Origin of the sequence: Bradyrhizobium pachyrhizi (assembly GCF_029714545.1) — a bacterium.
Classification (GTDB): domain Bacteria; phylum Pseudomonadota; class Alphaproteobacteria; order Rhizobiales; family Xanthobacteraceae; genus Bradyrhizobium; species Bradyrhizobium pachyrhizi.
The window spans coordinates 4291152-4310144 of record NZ_CP121667.1; the positions used below are offsets into that span (position 1 = coordinate 4291152).

General features: G+C 64.2%; 15 protein-coding genes. 5 read left to right on the forward strand and 10 right to left on the reverse strand.

Annotated features, from left to right (window positions below; translation table 11 throughout):
* Window positions 1-181 precede the first annotated feature (181 nt).
* The 3 genes from QA639_RS19710 to QA639_RS19720 all read right to left on the reverse strand — a co-directional run bounded on the left by QA639_RS19710 (window position 182) and on the right by QA639_RS19720 (window position 2809).
* On the reverse strand, window positions 182-2044 hold the full coding sequence (locus QA639_RS19710; RefSeq protein ID WP_283090489.1) for an ABC-F family ATP-binding cassette domain-containing protein: 1863 nt from the start codon (window positions 2042-2044) through the stop codon (window positions 182-184).
* A gap of 107 nt (window positions 2045-2151) precedes the next feature.
* Entirely contained in the window at window positions 2152-2334 is a 183-nt protein-coding gene (locus QA639_RS19715; RefSeq protein WP_038377182.1) for a hypothetical protein, read from the reverse strand.
* 211 nt (window positions 2335-2545) lie between these two features.
* Window positions 2546-2809: a hypothetical protein gene (locus tag QA639_RS19720; RefSeq protein WP_018271306.1), complete on the reverse strand. Its 264-nt coding sequence runs from the start codon at window positions 2807-2809 to the stop codon at window positions 2546-2548.
* 346 nt (window positions 2810-3155) lie between these two features.
* On the opposite strand from QA639_RS19720, the gene ndk reads away from it, so the two are divergent.
* Window positions 3156-3578, forward strand: coding sequence for a nucleoside-diphosphate kinase (gene ndk, locus QA639_RS19725; RefSeq protein ID WP_016847423.1), 423 nt, complete (start codon window positions 3156-3158; stop codon window positions 3576-3578).
* A 112-nt stretch (window positions 3579-3690) separates the two neighbouring features.
* Entirely contained in the window at window positions 3691-4530 is an 840-nt protein-coding gene (locus tag QA639_RS19730) for a TerC family protein (protein ID WP_050386633.1), read from the forward strand.
* 87 nt (window positions 4531-4617) lie between these two features.
* Here QA639_RS19730 and ppx read toward each other — a convergent pair whose 3' ends face one another.
* The 4 genes from ppx to QA639_RS19750 all read right to left on the reverse strand — a co-directional run bounded on the left by ppx (window position 4618) and on the right by QA639_RS19750 (window position 9778).
* Window positions 4618-6120 carry an exopolyphosphatase gene (gene ppx, locus QA639_RS19735; protein WP_057019891.1) on the reverse strand — a complete coding sequence of 501 codons (1503 nt, stop codon included), beginning with the start codon at window positions 6118-6120 and terminating at the stop codon, window positions 4618-4620.
* Window positions 6121-6132: 12 nt separating this feature from the next.
* Entirely contained in the window at window positions 6133-8337 is a 2205-nt protein-coding gene (locus tag QA639_RS19740) for an RNA degradosome polyphosphate kinase (protein WP_283090490.1), read from the reverse strand.
* Window positions 8338-8469: 132 nt separating this feature from the next.
* The gene (locus QA639_RS19745) at window positions 8470-9147 is read right to left on the reverse strand and encodes a P-loop NTPase family protein (RefSeq protein WP_028332359.1); all 678 of its coding nucleotides are present in this window, start codon (window positions 9145-9147) and stop codon (window positions 8470-8472) included.
* An 88-nt stretch (window positions 9148-9235) separates the two neighbouring features.
* The gene (locus QA639_RS19750; RefSeq protein ID WP_028332358.1) at window positions 9236-9778 is read right to left on the reverse strand and encodes a CDP-alcohol phosphatidyltransferase family protein; all 543 of its coding nucleotides are present in this window, start codon (window positions 9776-9778) and stop codon (window positions 9236-9238) included.
* 160 nt (window positions 9779-9938) lie between these two features.
* Between QA639_RS19750 and purM the strand changes: the two genes are divergently transcribed.
* Complete coding sequence (gene purM / locus QA639_RS19755; RefSeq protein ID WP_283090491.1) at window positions 9939-11012, forward strand: phosphoribosylformylglycinamidine cyclo-ligase; 1074 nt, start codon at window positions 9939-9941, stop codon at window positions 11010-11012.
* The gene (gene purN / locus QA639_RS19760) at window positions 11009-11659 is read left to right on the forward strand and encodes a phosphoribosylglycinamide formyltransferase (protein ID WP_050386628.1); all 651 of its coding nucleotides are present in this window, start codon (window positions 11009-11011) and stop codon (window positions 11657-11659) included. Before purM ends, purN begins: the two co-directional genes overlap by 4 nt.
* 77 nt (window positions 11660-11736) lie before the next feature.
* On the opposite strand, the gene QA639_RS19765 is transcribed toward purN, so the two are convergent.
* Window positions 11737-11940: a cold-shock protein gene (locus QA639_RS19765; RefSeq protein WP_016847412.1), complete on the reverse strand. Its 204-nt coding sequence runs from the start codon at window positions 11938-11940 to the stop codon at window positions 11737-11739.
* A 354-nt stretch (window positions 11941-12294) separates the two neighbouring features.
* Window positions 12295-13443, reverse strand: a complete 1149-nt coding sequence (rnd, locus tag QA639_RS19770) for a ribonuclease D (protein WP_028332355.1) — start codon at window positions 13441-13443, stop codon at window positions 12295-12297.
* A gap of 822 nt (window positions 13444-14265) precedes the next feature.
* On the opposite strand from rnd, the gene QA639_RS19775 reads away from it, so the two are divergent.
* Window positions 14266-17733 carry an adenylate/guanylate cyclase domain-containing protein gene (locus tag QA639_RS19775; protein WP_283090492.1) on the forward strand — a complete coding sequence of 1156 codons (3468 nt, stop codon included), beginning with the start codon at window positions 14266-14268 and terminating at the stop codon, window positions 17731-17733.
* A 144-nt stretch (window positions 17734-17877) separates the two neighbouring features.
* Here QA639_RS19775 and QA639_RS19780 read toward each other — a convergent pair whose 3' ends face one another.
* Window positions 17878-18990: an acyltransferase family protein gene (locus tag QA639_RS19780; protein ID WP_157346465.1), complete on the reverse strand. Its 1113-nt coding sequence runs from the start codon at window positions 18988-18990 to the stop codon at window positions 17878-17880.
* Window positions 18991-18993: the final 3 nt, after the last annotated feature.

An 18993-nucleotide genomic window follows, 5' to 3' on the forward strand; every position in this document is an offset into this window, starting at 1 on the left:
CACCGGAAAGAATGAGAGCCCCGGCTCCCTCCACACGTCGTCCCTGCGAAAGCAGGGACCCATACTCCGGGGCGGATGTGGTTAAGGGACTCGCCGTTCGATGATCGGGCAACAATGAGCATCTGTGGTTATGGGTCCCTGCTTTCGCAGGGACGACACCGCTCCGCCCGGTGGGTCAAATCTAATTCGCCGCTTCGTCGAGTTCGGCGCTTGCTTCCAGCCAGTCTTCCTCGGCGCGCTGTAACGCGCTCTCGGCGCCGGCGCGCGCCTTGGTCAGTTGCGCGGCCTGCTTGGGGTCGCGGGTAAAAATATCAGGCAATGCGAGCGCGGTATCGATCTTGGCGATGATGCCGTTGATGCGTTCGATCTCGGCCTCGGCTTGCGCGACCCGCTGCCTGGGTGAAGCACGCTTTTCATTGCGGGCGCGCTCCAGCTTGGCGGGCTCCTTGACGCGCTCGCGCGAAGCCGGCCGGCCGTCATTGGCCGACAGGATCATGCGTCGATACTCGTCGAGATCGCCGTCATAGGCCGTCACGGTCTGGTTCGCCACGACCCACAGGCGGTCGGCGCAGGCCTCGATCAGATAACGATCGTGCGAGACCATCATGACGGCGCCGGGAAATTCGTTGATCGCCTCCGCCAGCGCCGCACGGCTGTCGATATCGAGATGGTTGGTCGGCTCGTCCAGGATGATCATGTTGGGGCCGTAGAACGTCGCAAGCCCGAGCAGCAGCCGCGCCTTCTCGCCGCCCGACAGGCTCCTCACCAGCGTGTCGCCGGCCTTGCCGGAGAAGCCGATCGCACCGACGCGGCCGCGCACCTTGCTCTCCGGCGCCTCCGGCATCAGCTTGCGGATGTGATCATAGGGCGAGCCGTCGAGATTGAGCTCGTCAACCTGGTGCTGGGCGAAATAGCCGACCGACAGCTTGTCGGCCCTCGTGATCCTGCCGGCAAACGGCGCGAGCTTGCCCGCCAGCAGCTTGACCAGCGTCGACTTGCCGTTGCCGTTGGCTCCTAACAGCGCGATGCGGTCGTCGGTGTCGACGCGCAGCGTCACGCGATTGAGCACCGGCTTGCCGGGTTCGTAGCCGACCGAGACGTCGTCGACCGCGATGATCGGCGGCGACAGCAGCTTCTCCGGCGCCGGGAACGAGATCTCATGAACATCCTGGGTCACCAGCGCGGTGATCGGCTTCATCCGCTCCAGCATCTTCACGCGCGACTGCGCCTGCCGCGCCTTCGAGGCCTTGGCCTTGAAGCGGTCGACGAAATCCTGCAGGCGCTTGCGCTCATCGGCCTGCCGCTTGGCGTGCTTGGCGTCGAGCAATTCGCGCGCGGCGCGCTGTTCCTCGAACGAGGAATAGGTGCCCTTGTAGAGCGTCAGTCCGCCGCGATCGAGGTGCAGGATCTGATCGACCGAGGTGTCCAGCAGGTCGCGATCGTGGCTGATCACGATCACGGTGCGCGGATAGTTGGCGAGGTGGTTCTCGAGCCACAACGTGCCTTCGAGATCGAGATAGTTGGTCGGCTCGTCCAGCAGCAGGAGGTCGGGCGCGGAGAACAGCGTCGCCGCAAGCGCGACACGCATGCGCCAGCCGCCGGAAAATTCCGCACACGGCCGCGCCTGGTCTGATGTCGAGAAGCCGAGGCCGGAGAGGATCGCCGCGGCGCGGGCGGGCGCGGAATGGGCGTCGATATCGACCAGCCGGGTCTGGATTTCGGCAATCCGGTGCGGATCGTGCGCCGTCTCGGCCTCGCGCAGCAGCGCGTCGCGCTCGAGATCGGCCTTCAGCACGACGTTGATCAGGCTTTCGGGCCCATCTGGCGCTTCCTGCGCGAGGCTGCCGATACGCCAGCGCGGCGGAAGCGCGATGCTGCCGCTCTCGGTCGGGATGTCGCCTCGGATGGCGTGAAACAGCGTCGATTTGCCGACGCCGTTGCGGCCGACAAATCCGACGCGGGCTCCGGGTACAATTTGCACCGAACTGTGATCGATCAACAGCCGTCCGGCGATCCGGACCGAGATGTCAGTGATGGAGAGCATGCAGCGTTGTCACCGGACCAGCCGCCAAACGCAACCCCGTCTGTTCGTAAAATCTCTCCCGGGGCTGTTGCAAAAACGCAATTGGGCTGCTGTTCAGCCCTCAACATCTAATGGCGATCGCCTTCCCGTCGTTGCATCTCGTCGAGGAGTTGCTGGAGGCGAGACGAAAGTGCGGGCTCTGGCCGCATGCTTTGCTGAAGCCGTTCGCCTACGGCATCGCAGATGTAACGGCAGGTCTTGTGATCAATCTGATCGGCGTCCTTGTCGATCTTGCTCATTGTCATCGTCATGGCATGTCTCTTGGCGAGTTCCACCTCGCATGTTCGAGTAGCTCCTCGCCATGACAAGTCGCGACCCCGAATTTGGTTTCCGCGCCTCACTCTCGCCTTGAGGTAGTGAGCCCCATCATATGCCCGGGTTCCCCGGCGGACCCGAAAAAAAGCCCCGGCGCGAGGGCCGGGGCGAGAAGCAAGTCAGGGGAGCAGTCGTAGATTCGATGGATCAGTAGCAGCGGTTGACCAGGCGCCAGCGGGGGCCCCACGGGGTCGGCACCACGCGGCGTACGTAGCAGCCGCCGCCGTAGCCATAACCGCCGTAATAGGCCGGGCCGCCGACGATGACGCGCGGACCGCCCCACCAGCCGTGGTGCCATCCACCGTGCCAGCCGCCATGCCAACCACCCCACGCAGAAGCGGAGGTCGGGGCGAGCGCGGCGGCACCGAGCGAAACCGCGGCGACGGCGGCAAGCGAGAGTTTGCGTAACATGATCGTCTCCTCGAGGCATGGGCGCGCGCGACGCGCCCGCGGTGACATTTCCCGAGACGTCCTGTGAGGCTTGCGGATGGGGGGCCAGCAAGGCGTCCGATCGCTGCAGAGCCTATGTGGCTTGAGCTGAACGGCAGCGGCACGGCGCTGACAGAATGGGTTCACGTAGGTGAAATCGCGGTAAGTTGGCCGAGCCGGCCGCTGTCCGGAGGGCGCCCAAACGACGGCTTTCGTCGTGAAAATGCGTCAAAACTAAAGGCTAACGCGTCACAGGGTCGCTTGCCGTTACCCCATCGCGCCGATATAAGCCCCGGCAACTCCCAGCCACGTTTACAAGGACGAAATCATGGCGATTGAACGCACCTTTTCGATCATCAAGCCCGACGCCACCGAGCGCAACCTGACCGGCGCGGTCAATGCGGTGATCGAGAAGGCGGGCCTGCGGGTCGTGGCGCAGAAGCGCATCCGCATGACCCGTGGCCAGGCCGAGACCTTCTACGCCGTCCACAAGGCGCGTCCGTTCTTCGGCGAGCTGGTCGACTTCATGACCTCGGGCCCGGTCGTGGTCCAGGTGCTGGAAGGCGAGGGCGCCATCCTGAAATATCGCGACGTGATGGGCGCGACCGACCCGTCGAAGGCCGCCGAAGGCACCATCCGCAAGCTCTATGCGAAGTCGATCGGCGAGAATTCGGTGCACGGTTCGGATGCGCCGGAGACCGCGGTGATCGAGATCGCGCAGTTCTTCGCCGGCAACGAGATCGTCGGCTGACGCCGTATTGCTGAAAGTGGCGCGGTCTCCCGAGGAGACCGCGTCGAAGTAGAACCGGGGAGCGGCGGACGACCGCCGCCAGGGGCGGCCGCAAGGCCGAATAGGACTCGCTGTGGACTGGCTGTGGCAGATCTTTGATCCGGCGTACATCGGCGCGTTCTTCACCGAATTCAAGAACGAGATGGCGACGCCGACGTTCTGGGTCGCCGTCGGCAAGATCATCTGGATCAACGTCCTGCTGTCGGGCGACAACGCGCTCGTGATCGCGCTCGCCTGCCGCGGGCTCGCGCCGCGCCAGCGCCTGTGGGGCATGATTCTCGGCGCCGCCGCGGCAGTGCTGCTGCGCGTCATCTTCACCGGCATCGTCGCCAGCCTGATGGAGCTTCCCTATTTGAAGCTGGTCGGCGGACTGGCGCTGATCGTGATTGCCGCCAAGCTGCTGGTGCCGGAGCAGGAGGACGAGGACAGCGTGCACGCGGCCGCGCATTTGTGGGCCGCGGTTCAGATCGTCGTCGTCGCCGACATCGTGATGAGCCTCGACAATGTGATCGCGGTGGCCGCCGCCGCCAACGGCAGCGTGCCGCTGCTGGTGCTCGGACTTGCGATCAGCGTTCCCCTGATCGTTGCCGGCGCGGCGCTGATCATGGCGCTGCTCACCAAGCTGCCGGTCCTGGTCTGGGCCGGTGCCGCGCTGCTCGGCTGGATCGCGGGCGACGTCATCGCGACCGATCCCGCCGTGCATCCGAAGCTGGACGCGCTGTTCGCCGGACCGCTCGGTGCCAGGCTCGATTCCTGGCTGACGTCGGTCGGGATGTCGCCGCAATTCGCCCATGGCGGCAATGGCGGCGAGATCGCGCTCGCGGTGCTCGGCATCATCGTGGTGCTGGTCGTGGGGTCGATCTGGCGCCGCCGCGCGCTCCGCAAGGCCAAGCACGCGGCCAAGGCGGCGTGAGCCCTAAATCGCGATGCGATTGGGTCGAGCTCGTTGTTTGAGCATGATCTTTCCGGAAAACCGCTTCGCACTTCTCCGGATCATGCTCTAGCGCCGCACGATCGAGCCGGCGCGCCCAACCAGCCGCGCCAATTGCTTGAAGCGGCTGCCGACGCGGTCGGCGACCAGATCCACCATCCGGTGCTCGAACACCAGCATCAGCTTGCGGCCCTGGGTGCGGAAATGGGTTGCCGGCAGCACGCCGGTGCGTGCCGCCGTGATCAGATGCGCGACGCGGAATGCGGCGCCGAGCACGCGGGCGCGCTCGTCCATCGCCGGCGTCACCAGCGCGCGGATCTGCGGCGGCGGTTCGTTTTCCTCGCTGAGCCCGGCGTAGCGATAGAACACCGAGAGCGCGACGAAGGCGCGGCCCTGATGCGTGATCGAGCCGAAATTGCCGTTCATGATCAGGCTGAGGGTTTCCTCGCCGCGATGATCGGGATGCACCCGCCAGCCGATGTCGGAGAGCAGGCACGCGACGTGCCGCAGCCTGCGGTCTTCCTCGGTCTCGCGCAGCCTGACGACGCGCACCAGCCGGTCGGTCCACGCCGTCAGCTCCTGGGCGTGACGGGCCGAGCGCGACAGCAATTCGTTGAGGTTCTGCGCGGCGCAGAGCAGTCCGTCCTTGGCGCGTTCGGCCTGCGGCAGCATCTCGTAGAGCAGGCCCTCGCGTACGCCGAAGGTCGAGAACACGATGGTCTTCGGCTGGGCCACGCGGATGATGTATTCGAGCACGAGCGCGGCATAGGCCAATAGCGGCCGCCGCGCGTCGGCGACCGACTCGATATTGGCCAGCATGTTGGTGGCCGCCAGCCGTCGCAGCCGCTGCGCGAAGTCGAGTGCGTCGGCCGCCGGGATCGAATAGCCGTGCATCACCTTGAGCGGGTAGCCGCTCTGTATGATGTGAATGCGCGCCAGCGCACGCCAGGTGCCGCCGACGGCATAGAAGGTACGGCCCCGCCCGGTCTTGAGTTGGGCGACGCCGAGCAGCTCATTCTTGACGATGCGTTCGGCGCGCTTGAGCGATTTGTTGGAGAGGTCCTGCAGCGCGAGGCTGCCGAGCGGCAACGTCACGCCGCTGCGCACGCGGCTGCCCTTGACATCGATCAGTTCAAGCGAGCCGCCGCCGAGATCACCGACGATGCCGTTCGGATTGTGCACCCCCGAGACGACGCCGAGCGCGGACAGCTTCGCCTCGCGCGGTCCGGTGAGGATCTCGATCTTGGCGCCGCAGATGCGCTCGGCCTTGGCGATGAAGTCCGGACCGTTCTTGGCGTCGCGGCAGGCCGCGGTCGCGATCGCGTAGACGCGGCCGACCTGCTGGATCCTGCACAGCGCGCGAAAACGGCGCAGCGCGGTGAGCGCCTTGTTGACGGCATCGGTTGCGAGCAGGCCGGTGCTCTGCACCTCGCGCCCGAGCCCGCACAGCGCCTTCTCGTTGAAGATGGTGATGAGGCTGCGCGCCATCGCCTCGTAAACCACGAGACGAACCGAGTTCGAGCCGATATCGATGACAGCGACGCTGGAAGCGCGCTTCCGCGGCCGCTTCACCGTAAGCCCCCCTTAAGACGATGGCTGCTGACGCTCGTTGCGACGCGTGAGACGGCGCGGTGAAGATTCCTTGAGAGACTTACCACGGCCGGACAGACTCGGATTTGTCATGAAGTAGTCATGCAGATTGAAGGGCTCTTCGCCTTTCGCGGCCTTCATACGCGTTGACGACCCGTCCGGCAACAATTGCCAGCTTTGCTCGGTGTCCTTCAGGTTCGCGACCATGATCTGTTCGAGAACCTGCTGATGCACCGTGGGATTTTGCAGCGGACAGAGAACCTCGACGCGGCGGTCGAGGTTCCGCGGCATCATGTCGGCGGACGAGATATACACAGCAGCTTTTGTGCTCGGCAGGCCCTGGCCCATGCCGAAGCAATAGATTCGGCCGTGTTCCAGGAACCGGCCGATCACCGATTTGACGCGGATGTTCTCCGACAGTCCCGGCAGCCCCGGCCGCAGGCAGCAGATGCCGCGCACCACGAGCTCGACCGAGACGCCGGTCTGCGAGGCCTCGTACAGCGCGTCGATGATATCAGGATCGACCAGCGCGTTCATCTTCATCCAGACCGCGCCGGGGCGGCCGTGCTTGACGTGGGCGATCTCGCCGTGGATGTGCTCGATGATCCGCTTGCGTAGCGTCAGCGGCGACACCGCCATCTTCTCGATGTCGCTCGGCTCGGCATAGCCCGTGATGTAGTTGAAGACCCGCGCGACGTCGCGACCGATGATCGGATCCGAGGTGAAGTAGGAGAGGTCGGTGTAGATGCGCGCGGTGACCGGGTGATAGTTGCCGGTGCCGGTGTGCACATAGGTCGTGAGATTGCCGCCCTCGCGGCGCACCACCATCGACAGCTTGGCATGCGTCTTCAATTCGATGAAGCCGTAGACCACCTGCACGCCGGCGCGTTCGAGGTCGCGGGCCCAGCGGATGTTGGCTTCCTCGTCGAAGCGCGCCTTCAGCTCGATCAGCGCGGTCACCGACTTGCCGGCCTCGGCGGCTTCCGCCAGCGCGCGTACGATCGGCGAGTTGTTCGAGGTGCGATACAGCGTCTGCTTGATCGCGACCACGTCGGGATCGCGTGCCGCCTGCTGCAGGAACTGCACCACGACGTCGAAGGATTCATAGGGGTGATGGACCACGAGGTCCTTCTGGCGGATGGCGGCGAAGATATCGCCGCCATGATCGCGTACCCGCTCGGGATGGCGCGGCACGTAGGGCGGGAATTCGAGGTCGGGGCGATTGAGGCGGGTGAGCTGCGACAGCTCGTTCATCGCCAGCACGCCGTCGACCAGGATCACTTCGTCGTCTGCGGCCGACAAGGCGTGCTGCACGAAGATGCGCAGCTCTTCGGGCATCGTGGCCTCGATCTCGAGCCGGATCACCGACCCGCGGCGGCGGCGCTTGAGCGCGGTCTCGAACAGGCGAACGAGGTCTTCGGCCTCTTCCTCGATTTCGAGTTCGGAGTCCCTGATGATGCGGAATGCGCCCTGGCCCTTGACGGTGTAGCCGGGGAACAGGCGGCCGATGAAGAGACCGGTAGCCTGCTCGAGCGTGATCAGCCGCGCCGGAGCGCCTTCCTTGGTGGAGGGGATGCGGATGAAGCGGTCGATCTTGCCGGGCATGCGGATCAGCGCGTTCATCGCCTTGCCGTCGGAGATGCGCGACAATTGCAGCGCCACCGTGAAGCCGAGATTCGGGATGAACGGGAACGGATGCGCCGGGTCGATCGCCAGCGGGGTCAGCAGCGGGAAGATGTTGTGAAGGAAATGATCCTCGATCCAGCTGCGTTCGGGCTTGGTGACGTCGCGGCCGTCGACCAGCTGGATGCCGACCTTGGAGAGGATATCCCGCAGGTCACTCCAGATCGCCTGCTGGTCGGAGGCGAGCTGCGAGACGGTCTTGTTGATCATCACGAGCTGATCGGCCGGCAGCAGGCCGTCCGGGCTGCGCTCGGTAATGCCCTCGCGGACCTGCGCCTTGATGCCGGCGACACGGACCATGAAGAACTCGTCGAGGTTATTCGCCGAAATCGACAGGAAGCGGACCCGCTCCAGCACGGGATGGCCGAGATTGACCGATTCCTCGAGCACCCGCCGGTTGAAGTGCAGCCAGGAGAGCTCCCGGTTAATGAAGCGCTCGGGGCTGGACGCGATTGCGGGAATGGCGGGAAAATCCGCCTCTTTTTCTTTGATTTCAGTAGCTTGTGCCGAGTCCATCAAGTGCTGGTCCAATTCAGGGCAGGGGCCGGGGCGGTCTAGCCGAGAGCCGCAGAGACCATGTGATATTGCGATGACGTTTCGATGACATTGATGTTCCGCTCGCCTGCGCCGTCAAGCCGCGGGGATGGATCAGGCATCGCGCAACAGCTCCGCCGCCAGCGCCCGCGTGACGGGACGGCCGAGCCGGAGTGCCTCGGTATCCAGGAGCTCGACCGCCTGCCGGACGGCAACGTAGGAACGCTCGATCCGGTTGCTCAGATAGCTGACCAGCGGTTCGTCCACGCTCATCTGGCGGTCGGCGCAGAACTTGACGATCAGGCCGCGGAACAGCTGGTCGTCCGGTGGCAGCAGCGTCACGGTCGGCACCGCGCGGAGCCGCGACCGCAGGTCGCGCAATTCGATCTCGAACGCCGACGGCGGAACGCGTGCCGTGATCAGCACGTAGGCATCGTCCTGGCGCGCCAGATTCATCAGATGAAACATCGCGCGCTCGTCGAAATCCGACGGCCTCAGGTCCTCGACCACCAGCGCACCGGTCGCAAGCGCGGTCGGCACCGTGTCGGCGGTCAGCGCATGCGCCGCGGTCGAGCGCGCGCCGGCGCTCTCGGCCCAGATCGCGGCGAGGTGACTTTTGCCGGAGCCGTCAGGCCCGACCAGCAGCATGATTCGGTTCGGCCAGTCCGGCCAGCCGTCGATCAGCGCCAGCGCCGCCTCATTGGCAGGGCCCTCGAGGAAATCGTCGCGGGTCAGCTTCTCCTCGTGCGGCAGGGCCAAGGCCAATTGACGAGGTTGAACGCTACTGGCCACACAAGTCTCCAAACCACTTCATTATAGCCATGCGCAAACGCGTCGCGTTTGTCGCGGGAAAACCGGCTTCCACTTTTCCGGATCCCGCCTACCGAGCTTCGATCGTGCTCATGTGCCGCACCCACTCCACGAGATAGAGGGACACCGAACCCAAAGTAAAGATCGTGACCAAGCCCATCAGGATCAGGTCGTAAGGGTGCGGCTGAAAGCCGAAGCCGAGCGAGGCCAGCACCAGTGCCGCGAACGCGACCTGCGCCACCGTGTTCAGCTTCGACACCATCAGCGGCTTCATCTCGACCGGCTTGTCGAACAGCCATGACACGATCACGGCGGAGACGATCATGATGTCGCGCGACACCACGAGAATCACGATCCAGCGCGGTACCGCGCCCCAGATTCCGAGCGCGACATAGATCGACACCAGGAGCGCCTTGTCGGCGAGCGGATCGAGCAGGGCGCCGAGTTCGCTCGTCATGTTGAAGCGCTTGGCGAGGAAACCGTCGACCGCGTCCGAGACGCCGGCGATCACGAAGATGGCGAACGCGATCTCCATCTGGCTGGACACGATGGCCCAGACGATCACCGGCACCAGGATGATGCGGCCGAGGGTGATGATGTTCGGAATGCTCAACTTGGGTCGCTTCCCGGCTAGGAGCCTGATTTTACTCGATATCCGGCCCTTTTGCGCAGTGGCCTTGTGTTATCTACATAGTATCGCGGCAGCAGCGCCGCGAGCCATTGCGCGGGGGCGGAATTCCTCGTAACCAGCCCCTGATCATCTGGAATTGGGCATGACCGAGCGCAAAAACGGGCTCACTTACGCGGATTCGGGTGTCGATATCGACGCCGGCAATCGATTGGTCGATCTGATCAAGCCGATGGTGCGGGCCACCGCGCGGCCTGGCGCGGACGCCGAGATCGGCGGTTTCGGCGGGCTGTTCGACCTCAAGGCCGCCGGCTTCAAGGATCCGGTCCTGGTGGCCGCGACCGATGGCGTCGGCACCAAGCTGAAGATCGCGATCGAGACCGGCATTCATGGCGGCATCGGCATCGATCTGGTCGCGATGTCGGTCAACGACCTCGTCGTCCAGGGCGCGGAACCGCTGTTCTTCCTCGACTATTTCGCCTGCGGCAAGCTCCATCCGGAGGCCACCGCGCAGATCGTCGCTGGCATCGCCGAGGGCTGCCGGGAATCCGGCTGCGCGCTGATCGGCGGCGAAACCGCCGAGATGCCCGGCCTCTACAAGGATGGCGATTACGACCTCGGCGGCTTCGCGGTCGGCGCGGCCGAGCGCGGCACGCTGCTGCCGACCGCGGATATCGCGGCGGGCGATGCCGTGATTGGGCTGGCTTCCTCCGGCGTGCACTCCAACGGCTATTCGCTGGTGCGCAAGATCGTCGAGCAGTCCGGCGTTGCCTATGACGCGCCGGCACCGTTCGCGCCGGTGATGACGCTTGGCGCGGCGCTGCTGACGCCGACCAGGCTCTATGTGAAATCCTGCCTGAGCGCGATCCGTGACACCGGCGCGGTGAAGGGCCTCGCCCACATCACCGGCGGCGGCTTCACCGACAACATTCCGCGCGTCTTGCCGAAGCATCTCGGCGTCGGCATCGATCTGGCGCGGCTGCCGGTGCTGCCGGTGTTCAAATGGCTGGCCGAGCAGGGCGGCATCGCCGAGCTCGAGCTGCTGCGCACCTTCAACTGCGGCATCGGCATGATCGCGATCGTCAAGGCTGATGCGGTCGACGCCGTGACCGAGGCGTTCACCGCCGGCGGCGAGACCGCGACGCTGCTCGGCGAGGTGATCGAGGCCAAGGGTGAGCATCGCGTGGTCTATAACGGTCATCTCGATCTCTCGCGATGAAGCGCCGCGTCGCCATCCTGATCTCCGGCCGCGGCTCCAACATGGCCGCGCTGATCGAGGCTGCGAAGGCTGCGGATTTCCCAGCTGAGATCGTCGCCGTGATCTCGAACCGCGCCGATGCTGCCGGGCTCGAGAAGGCGGCCGCGAGCGGCATTGCGACCATCGTCATCGAGAGCAAGCCGTTCGGCAAGGACCGCGCCGGCTTCGAGGCCGTGCTGCAGCGCGCGCTCGATGACAGGCAGGTCGAGCTGATCTGCCTCGGCGGCTTCATGCGGCTGTTCACCGCCGAGTTCGTGCGACACTGGTACGGGCGGATGCTCAACATCCATCCCTCGCTGCTGCCCTGTTTTCCGGGCCTCGATCCGCACGGCCAGGCGTTGCGTGCCGGGGTCAAGCTGTCCGGAGCGACGGTGCATTTCGTGATCCCGGAGACCGACGCCGGACCGATCGTGATGCAGGGCGCGGTCACGGTCGCTGACGACGACACCGCCGAGACGCTCGCCGCGCGCGTGATCACCATCGAGCATCGCATCTATCCGGAGGCGCTGCGGCTGCTGGCAAGCGGCCGGCTCAAGCTCGAAGGCGATCTCTGCAAGACCGTGGGCAGCGGCGCAACCGACGATACGCTGATCGCGCCGGCGCCTTAGCGCGCGGTTGCAGGAGACATCCCCCGGGGTGATGCGGCCGGGGGAGGCATCAGGATGAATTCCGCTGGCAGCGGCGTTCAGTGAACCTTGAGGTTCTCTGCCGACGCCTTGCCGCGGTTCTCCACCAGCTCGTACTCGACGGACTGGTTCTCGTTCAATGTGCTGAGGCCCGCGCGCTCGACCGCCGAGATGTGGACGAACACGTCCTTGTCGCCGACGGCTGGCTTGATGAACCCGTAACCTTTGGTCGGGTTGAACCATTTGACGGTACCCTTCGGCATCGTCTCTCTCCCAGTTTAGACATAAAAAAGACGCGGCCACGTTTTCCACGTGCCACGCCACAAGCGGATTTTGCGCTGTCTGTTCACTTTCCGGGTCGTCAGATCCAAAGTCTTCAAGTCCGAAGTTTCGCCTCTCGAAGCCTGTACATCGAAGCCTTGGATATCAACGTCGCGAAACGCACAGTCGAACGGCCGCAATCCGATTGTGAAGGGATTGCAACACGAAAATTGCGCCTTAGCAAGCGCGGTGGTTTTGCGTGACGCAACCTCAGCCTGTGCCGGTCGAACTCCGGGGTAACGCGTTCGGCCACTGGCCGACTGCCGGCGGAACCCGGCGCGCACCAGGCGAACGCGCTAACTCCGGTCCACCCGCACCACGCGGCCCTTGTCGATCGCGAGCGCGAGCTGGCCATGCTTGAGCTTGAGTGCCGCCTCGCCGAACAGTTCGCGGCGCCAGCCGTGCAGGGCGCCGACCTCGGCCTGATCGCTGGCCGCGATCTGCTCGAGGTCGTCGACGGTGGCGATCACCTTGCTGGCGACGCCGTGCCGCTCCGACGTCATGCGCAGCAGCACCTTCAACAGTTCGACGGTCGCCGCACCGTTGGAATTGTTTCTCGGCTTTTCCAGCTTGGGCAGCGTCGCCTGGTCGCGGGCGAGCCCGCGCTGCACGGCGGCAATGATGTCGGCGCCCCATTTCGAGCGCTCAAAGCCCTTCGGCAGCGAGCGCAGATTGCCGAGCTTCTCGAGCGAGGTCGGCGCATGGGTGGCGATATCGCCGACCGCATCGTCCTTGAGCACGCGCGAACGCGGCACGTCGCGGCTCTGCGCCTCCTGCTCGCGCCAGGCCGCGACCTCGATCAGCACCGCGAGCTCGCGCGGCTTGCGCACGCGGGTCTTGAGCCGCTCCCAGGCGCGCTCCGGATGGAAGTCGTAGGTCTTCGGCGAGGTCAGGACCTCCATCTCCTCGCTGACCCAATCACTGCGGTCGCGCTTCTTCAGATCGGCATCGAGGGCTGCGAACACTTCGCGCAGATGGGTCACGTCGGAGACGGCGTAGTGGAGCTGCTCGTCGGTCAGCGGGCGGCGCGACCAGTCGGTGAAGCGATGGGTCTTGTCGGGGCGGTGGCCGGTGACGCGGTCGACGAGCTGGTCATAGGCGATGCTGTCGCCATAGCCGAGCACCATGGCGGCGACCTGGGTATCGAAGATCGGATGCGGGATCGTGCCGGAGAGGTGCCAGACGATTTCGATGTCCTGCCGCGCGGCGTGGAATACCTTGAGCACGGCCTCGTTCGACATCAGGTCGAAGAACGGCTTGAGGTCGATGCCGGGTGCCAGCGCGTCGACCACGACCGCTTCGTCCGCGCTCGCCATCTGCACGACGCAGAGCAGCGGATAGTAGGTCGTCTCCCGCAGGAACTCGGTGTCGACAGTGATGACCTTGTGTTTGGCGAGCCGGTCGCAGGCGGCGGCGAGGTCGGAGGTCGTGCTAATCAAATCCATGAAGTGTCCATAACGGCTTGACACCACGCGTTCTGCCGAAAGGGCAGCTATGTCAAGGGTCTTGCAGGGATTTTGGCCCTGCGCGGGGCGAGGGACAGGGCATTTTTGAATTGATTGGGCGTGATTCGAGGGTGTTTTCGGCCCGGTCGTGCCGGCAATTCGTCGGTCGTGCGGGCGAAAGGCGGGACCCGTACCGCCGGAATTCGTAGGTCGGGCGATCGCGGCCCCGGCGGCGCGCGGCAATGGGCATTGGGGGTGATGGGCTCCCGTGCGCAATTGCGCACCAGGCCAGGACGACACCGAATGTATGGCACGGACGACATCCGCAATCGTCGTCCCTGCCTAGTGCGCAATGCGCACGGGAGCAGGGACTCATAACCACAGGGATCTGTTGTTGAAGAGGGCTGTGGCCCAGCGCCGCGCAACAACTTGCATTTGCGGTTATGAGTCCCGGGTCAAGCCCGGGACGACACTGAGTTTGCTGCGCCTCTTGTGAGTCATGCTTCCGCATTCTCGCGGCATGAGTTGCCCGAGTCTTGCTGTTCGTTTCGCGCTCTCTCAGAGGGCGCAGGGAAAGCCGGGTGCCGATCGCACCCATGGGCCCCGAGCAATGGGTAGCAAGCTCGGGGCTAGGACCACGGCCAAAATACCGGCGCGTGCGCTATCTCGAATATCTGAGCGAGCGAGGGCAGAGTGCGTCTTCGATCGGCCTGCTCCTTGTTTTCGCACTTTGTGAACGCGTCCAGTCTGGGGTAAACAAACCCCTTGGCATCGTCGAACGAGGCCCATTGTCGCCAATGGCCCGCAGTCGGACGGATCACAATGCCGGAGAAACAGCCAAGCGCCGATATCGAGGCTGCTCTCAAGCACTGGCTCGAAACCGTTGATCTCGGCCAGTACAGCGACCTCTTTGTACTGCATCGCATCGACTTGGACATCCTGCCCGATTTGACCGAGCAGGATCTGGTCGAGCTTGGACTTCCGCTGGGAGACCGCAAGCGCTTGCAGCGCGCGGTTGCTTCCCTGACCCGTTCGGCAGAAGGTCCCGCCGGCGGTAGGAGCGTCGCGGAAGGCGCGGCGGTGAGCGCCGAGCGGCGCCAGCTGACCGTGATGTTCTGCGACATGGTCGGTTCGACCTCGCTGTCCGAACAGTTCGATCCCGAAGACGTCCGCGACATGATCGCGAGCTTCAGGGAAAAGTGCGTCAGCGTGGTCAAGCGGTATGAAGGCTTCGCGGCCCGCTACCTCGGGGACGGCATTCTGGTCTATTTTGGCTATCCGAATGCCCATGAGGATGACGCCGAGCGGTCGGTGCGTGCGGCGCTCGAAATTGTACGGAGCCTGTCGTCGGCGAGAGCGAGTGACGCCCGCGACGTTGCAAGTCATGGGCCCAGTGTGCGCATCGGGATTGCGACCGGCCTTGTTGTCGTCGGAGACCTGGTTGGACAGGACACCGAGGAGCACGATTCCGCAGTCGGCGAGACGCCAAATCTGGCTGCCCGTCTGCAGGCCTTGGCGCCTCCGGACGGCGTCGTCATTGCGTCTTCGACGCAATCCCTGCTGAGAGGAAAGTTCGACTACCAGGACTTCGGATTTCACGCGCTGAAGGGGATATCCGCGAAGGCCCAGGCCTGGCTCGTGGTTCGGCCCTGCCGCGCCGAGACGCGATTTGCCGCAGCCATGGGCTCCAGATTGACGCCGCTGGTCAACCGCACCGAAGAGGTGGCGTTGCTGCTCACGCGTTGGCAGCAAGCGAAAGCCCATGAGGGGCAGGTCGTGGTGCTGACGGGCGAGCCGGGAATTGGAAAGTCCAGGATCGTTCAGGAATTGCGGGAGCGGATCGCAGGTGATCAGCACGGACAGGTTTCGTTCCAGTGCTCTCCCTATTACAGCAGCACCGCTTTTCATCCCTTCATCGAGCATCTCAAATTCGCGCTCGGCCTTGACGGCGAGAACGCGTCTGCGCTTTGGCTGACAAAGCTTGAAGCCGGTGTCGCCGCTTCGAACGGCGAGGCGGACACAGTGGTCCCGATCCTTGCGGCGTTGCTTTCAATTCCCACCGGGGACCGCTACGCGGCCCTGGATCTCTCGCCGCAGCAGCTGAAGGATGCGACGATTTCCACGCTCGTCAACCATCTGCTCGCGCAAGCACGCGGGCAGACGCTCCTGATCGATTTTGAGGACGTACATTGGATCGATCCCACCTCGCGGGCCGTGCTCGATCTGCTGGTGGAGAACGTTCGCAACACGTCGATCCTCGTCGTGATCACCTGTCGTCCGGAGTTTCAGCCGGGCTGGAAGGATCACGCGCACACCATCAGTGCGAACCTCAAGCGTCTCGGCCGACAGGTCCGCACGATATTGGTTGAACGTGTGGCTGGAGAAAAGGAGCTTCCCAGAGAGGTGATTGAGGACATCATTGTCAAAACCGATGGTGTGCCGCTCTTCCTTGAAGAGCTGACCAAGGCCGTTCTCGAATCCGACGTCTTGACTGAACAACATGGACGTTACGTCTTGTCCGGTCCGTGGCATCAGCTCGCTATTCCCGCGACATTGAACGATTCCCTGATGGCCCGCCTCGACCGGATGGGATCATTCAAGAAAATCGCGCAGATCGGCGCCACCATCGGCCGCGAGTTCTCCTATGAGATCCTTCGCGAGGTTGCCGAGGCGCCGGCGGACCAGATCGAAGCCGCCCTGAACCATCTGGAGGCAGCCGGATTGATCGTTCGCTTCGGCTTTCTGCCGGAGGCGCTGTACTCGTTCAAGCACGTGATGATCCAGAATGCGGCGCATGAAAGCCTGTTGCACAGGGAAAGAAGGACGCTGCACTCCAAGATCGCACGCGTGCTCGCCGAAAAATATCCGGAAAAGATCGAGCGCGAACCGGAGCTTCTCGCCTACCATCTGACCGAGTCTGGCCAAAGCGAGCCGGCTGCGGGTTTCTGGCTCAAGGCCGGAAAGCAGGCCGCAATGAAGGGTGCGACTCTGGAGGCGATCGGTCATTTGCGTCGTGGGCTCGGGGTTCTGCAAGCCTCACCCGGCATGCTGGGCCGAAACGAGTCCGAGCTTGAGCTTCGCATCGCCCTGGGCACCGCCCTGATCGCGGCAAAGGGATACGCCGTGCAGGAAGTCGAGGAGAACTATGTTCGCGCGCTCGAACTCGGCCGGAATCTTGGCAACATGGCGAAGGTATTTGCGGCGACGCGCGGACTTTGGGTGTGCCATTTTATCCGCGGCGATCTCGCGCGGGCACATGAGCTGAGCGCGGAGCTCCTGCAGTTCGCAAGGCGCGAGGCATCGAACCAAAGTTCGTCCGCGACGCAACAGACGGGATATCTGATCGAGGCGCATCGGGCGATCGCGATGACCATGCTGTACCGCGGGCGGTTTGTCGCCGCCGAACATCACCTTCATCGCTTCAGGAATCTGTATCGTCCCGATCTACACGGCGCCCTGACGGCAACGCATGGCATCCATCCTGGGATCGTCTCGCTCTCGTATCTCGGGTACGTGTCGTGGTTTCTGGGCCGCCCTGACGCGGCGCGCCGATATAGCCAGCAGGCTATTTCGGAAGCGGAAGACCTTCGCCACCCCTTCACGCTGTCGTTTGCACTGACATTCGGCGCTTACGTTTGCCAGCATCTACGCGATGTCGAAGGGACCCACGACTACACCAACAGGGCACTGGCTCTCTCATCGGAACACGGCTTCCTGCATTGGAAGCATCAGACAACCATCCTGCGAGGATGGGCGATGACCGAGCTTGGGAATGTCGATGAGGGATTGAACCAGATGCGAATGGCTATCGACGGTTACGAGGGCATGAGCGCCCGGCTCGCCAGTTGCTGGTTCAGGAGCCTGCTCGCGAAGGCCTATGCAAGTGCCGGCTTGCCGGATGCTGCCTTGCACGAACTCGACAGCGCATCGGCGATCGGGAGAAGAACGGGAGAGCATTTTTACGAAGCCGAGATCTATCGTCTGCAGGGTGAGATAACGCTCAATGACTCGAAATCATCGTCCGTCGAATCCGCCGAGCGAATGTTCCTCGCCGCGATCGAGCTGGCGCGCAGGCAAAGCGCGCGGTCCTTTGAATTGCGGTCAGCTGTCAGCCTGGCGCGCCTATGGCGACATTCCGGCAAACAGGCGCGAGCGGCTGAGCTGTTGCTACCCGTCGTTCGAACGTTCACAGAAGGTCTGTCTACGCCTGACGTCAAGGAAGCGCTCGAGCTGGCGAATGAACTGACAATGGAAATGCCCGGAGATCATGAATGGAGCGGGCGGGTCTGAGCATACCGAGGCGCCCCGGGCGCTATCCGCCCGCTTACGCCTGACCGTCGCATCGCAGATGAATGATGGTGTTCGCTTCCGCCCACGGTTCGCGGCGGCGGCAACGTTGGGTGGATGCTGTTCCGGCGATGTGCGCCGGACTGATCAGCGGTTGGCGATGCTCCTGGCCTCGATTGGCGGGGCAACGTCGTCCCGATCGATCCGCGCTTCGTTCGCGCGAATGCGCGACGGCCATCCGTGCCGTGAGGCCAGCATCGTCAGCCTGTCCCTGACGAGATAATGCGCCGGGCCTTCGAGGAAGCGCCAGACGAACCATGCCAGCAGCACCATGCCCGTCACGACCAGCACGGTCGAGAGCGCGTTCGGCGTTGGTGCGATCAAGAGCAGGATGACGTAGCCGAGCTGCAGATGCAGCAGATAGAGCGGATAGGTGATGCCGCCGACGGCCCTGACGAGGCCTGCCGGCAGGGCTACCGACTTGATGCGGGTGGCAGCGAACACGATGCCGAGCGAGACGATGCAGATCACCGTCACAACGCCGGGATCGAAGCTGCCATGGGTGTGGACGCCGAGCCGCTCCAGCTTGTGCACGGCCTGGAACGTCGCCGTGCCTGTCGCCAGCGTCAGCAGGCTGTACAGCCTGGTGTCGCGCCGTCCCCGGTAATGCTCATAGATCAGGAGCCCGACGGCGAAGAAGCCGCTGTCGTCGGCCATGAACAGCTTCTCGAACAGGGGAACGTCGAGGGTCAGCTCGTTGGCGAAGGTGATTGCGATCCACGCCACGATGATCGTGTCGATGCGCCGCGGAAAGATGCCCCAGGCCAGGAACAGCGCGATCCAGGCGTAGAACACGACCTCGATCACCAGCGACCAGTAGGCGTCGTCCATGTAGGGCTGACCGAGCATCGGGGCTGCGATGAACAGGTTTGCCAGCCATTGCCCCCACGTCACGTCGAAGTACGCGTGGCCCAACAGCAGCGTCGCGAGGAAGGTCAGCGTCATGCAGATGACGAAGGTCGGATAGATCCGGCTGAAGCGGGCGATCGCGAAGCCAATCGGCGTGCGGCCTTCGGCGGAATAGGCAATGACGAAGCCAGAGATCGCGAAGAACACGGGGACGCCGAGGAAGCCGTATTGCGCGACCGGGGCGAGGTATGGCATCGCCACCTTTTGCACGCCGTTCGATGCCACGCCCCAGTAGCCGTAATGGTACAGGATCACGGCCCCGACCGCGGCGAGCCGCAGCAGGTCCAGCATGGG

Coding starts and splice junctions, on each gene's coding strand:
- QA639_RS19780 (WP_157346465.1), bottom strand. CDS start 18,990: ATGCTGGACCTGCTGCGGCTCGCCGCGGTCGGGGCCGTGATCCTGTAC.
- rnd (WP_028332355.1), bottom strand. CDS start 13,443: ATGGATTTGATTAGCACGACCTCCGACCTCGCCGCCGCCTGCGACCGG.
- ndk (WP_016847423.1), top strand. CDS start 3,156: ATGGCGATTGAACGCACCTTTTCGATCATCAAGCCCGACGCCACCGAG.
- QA639_RS19775 (WP_283090492.1), top strand. CDS start 14,266: ATGCCGGAGAAACAGCCAAGCGCCGATATCGAGGCTGCTCTCAAGCAC.
- purN (WP_050386628.1), top strand. CDS start 11,009: ATGAAGCGCCGCGTCGCCATCCTGATCTCCGGCCGCGGCTCCAACATG.
- QA639_RS19710 (WP_283090489.1), bottom strand. CDS start 2,044: ATGCTCTCCATCACTGACATCTCGGTCCGGATCGCCGGACGGCTGTTG.
- QA639_RS19715 (WP_038377182.1), bottom strand. CDS start 2,334: ATGACGATGACAATGAGCAAGATCGACAAGGACGCCGATCAGATTGAT.
- QA639_RS19720 (WP_018271306.1), bottom strand. CDS start 2,809: ATGTTACGCAAACTCTCGCTTGCCGCCGTCGCCGCGGTTTCGCTCGGT.
- purM (WP_283090491.1), top strand. CDS start 9,939: ATGACCGAGCGCAAAAACGGGCTCACTTACGCGGATTCGGGTGTCGAT.
- QA639_RS19740 (WP_283090490.1), bottom strand. CDS start 8,337: ATGGACTCGGCACAAGCTACTGAAATCAAAGAAAAAGAGGCGGATTTT.
- QA639_RS19765 (WP_016847412.1), bottom strand. CDS start 11,940: ATGCCGAAGGGTACCGTCAAATGGTTCAACCCGACCAAAGGTTACGGG.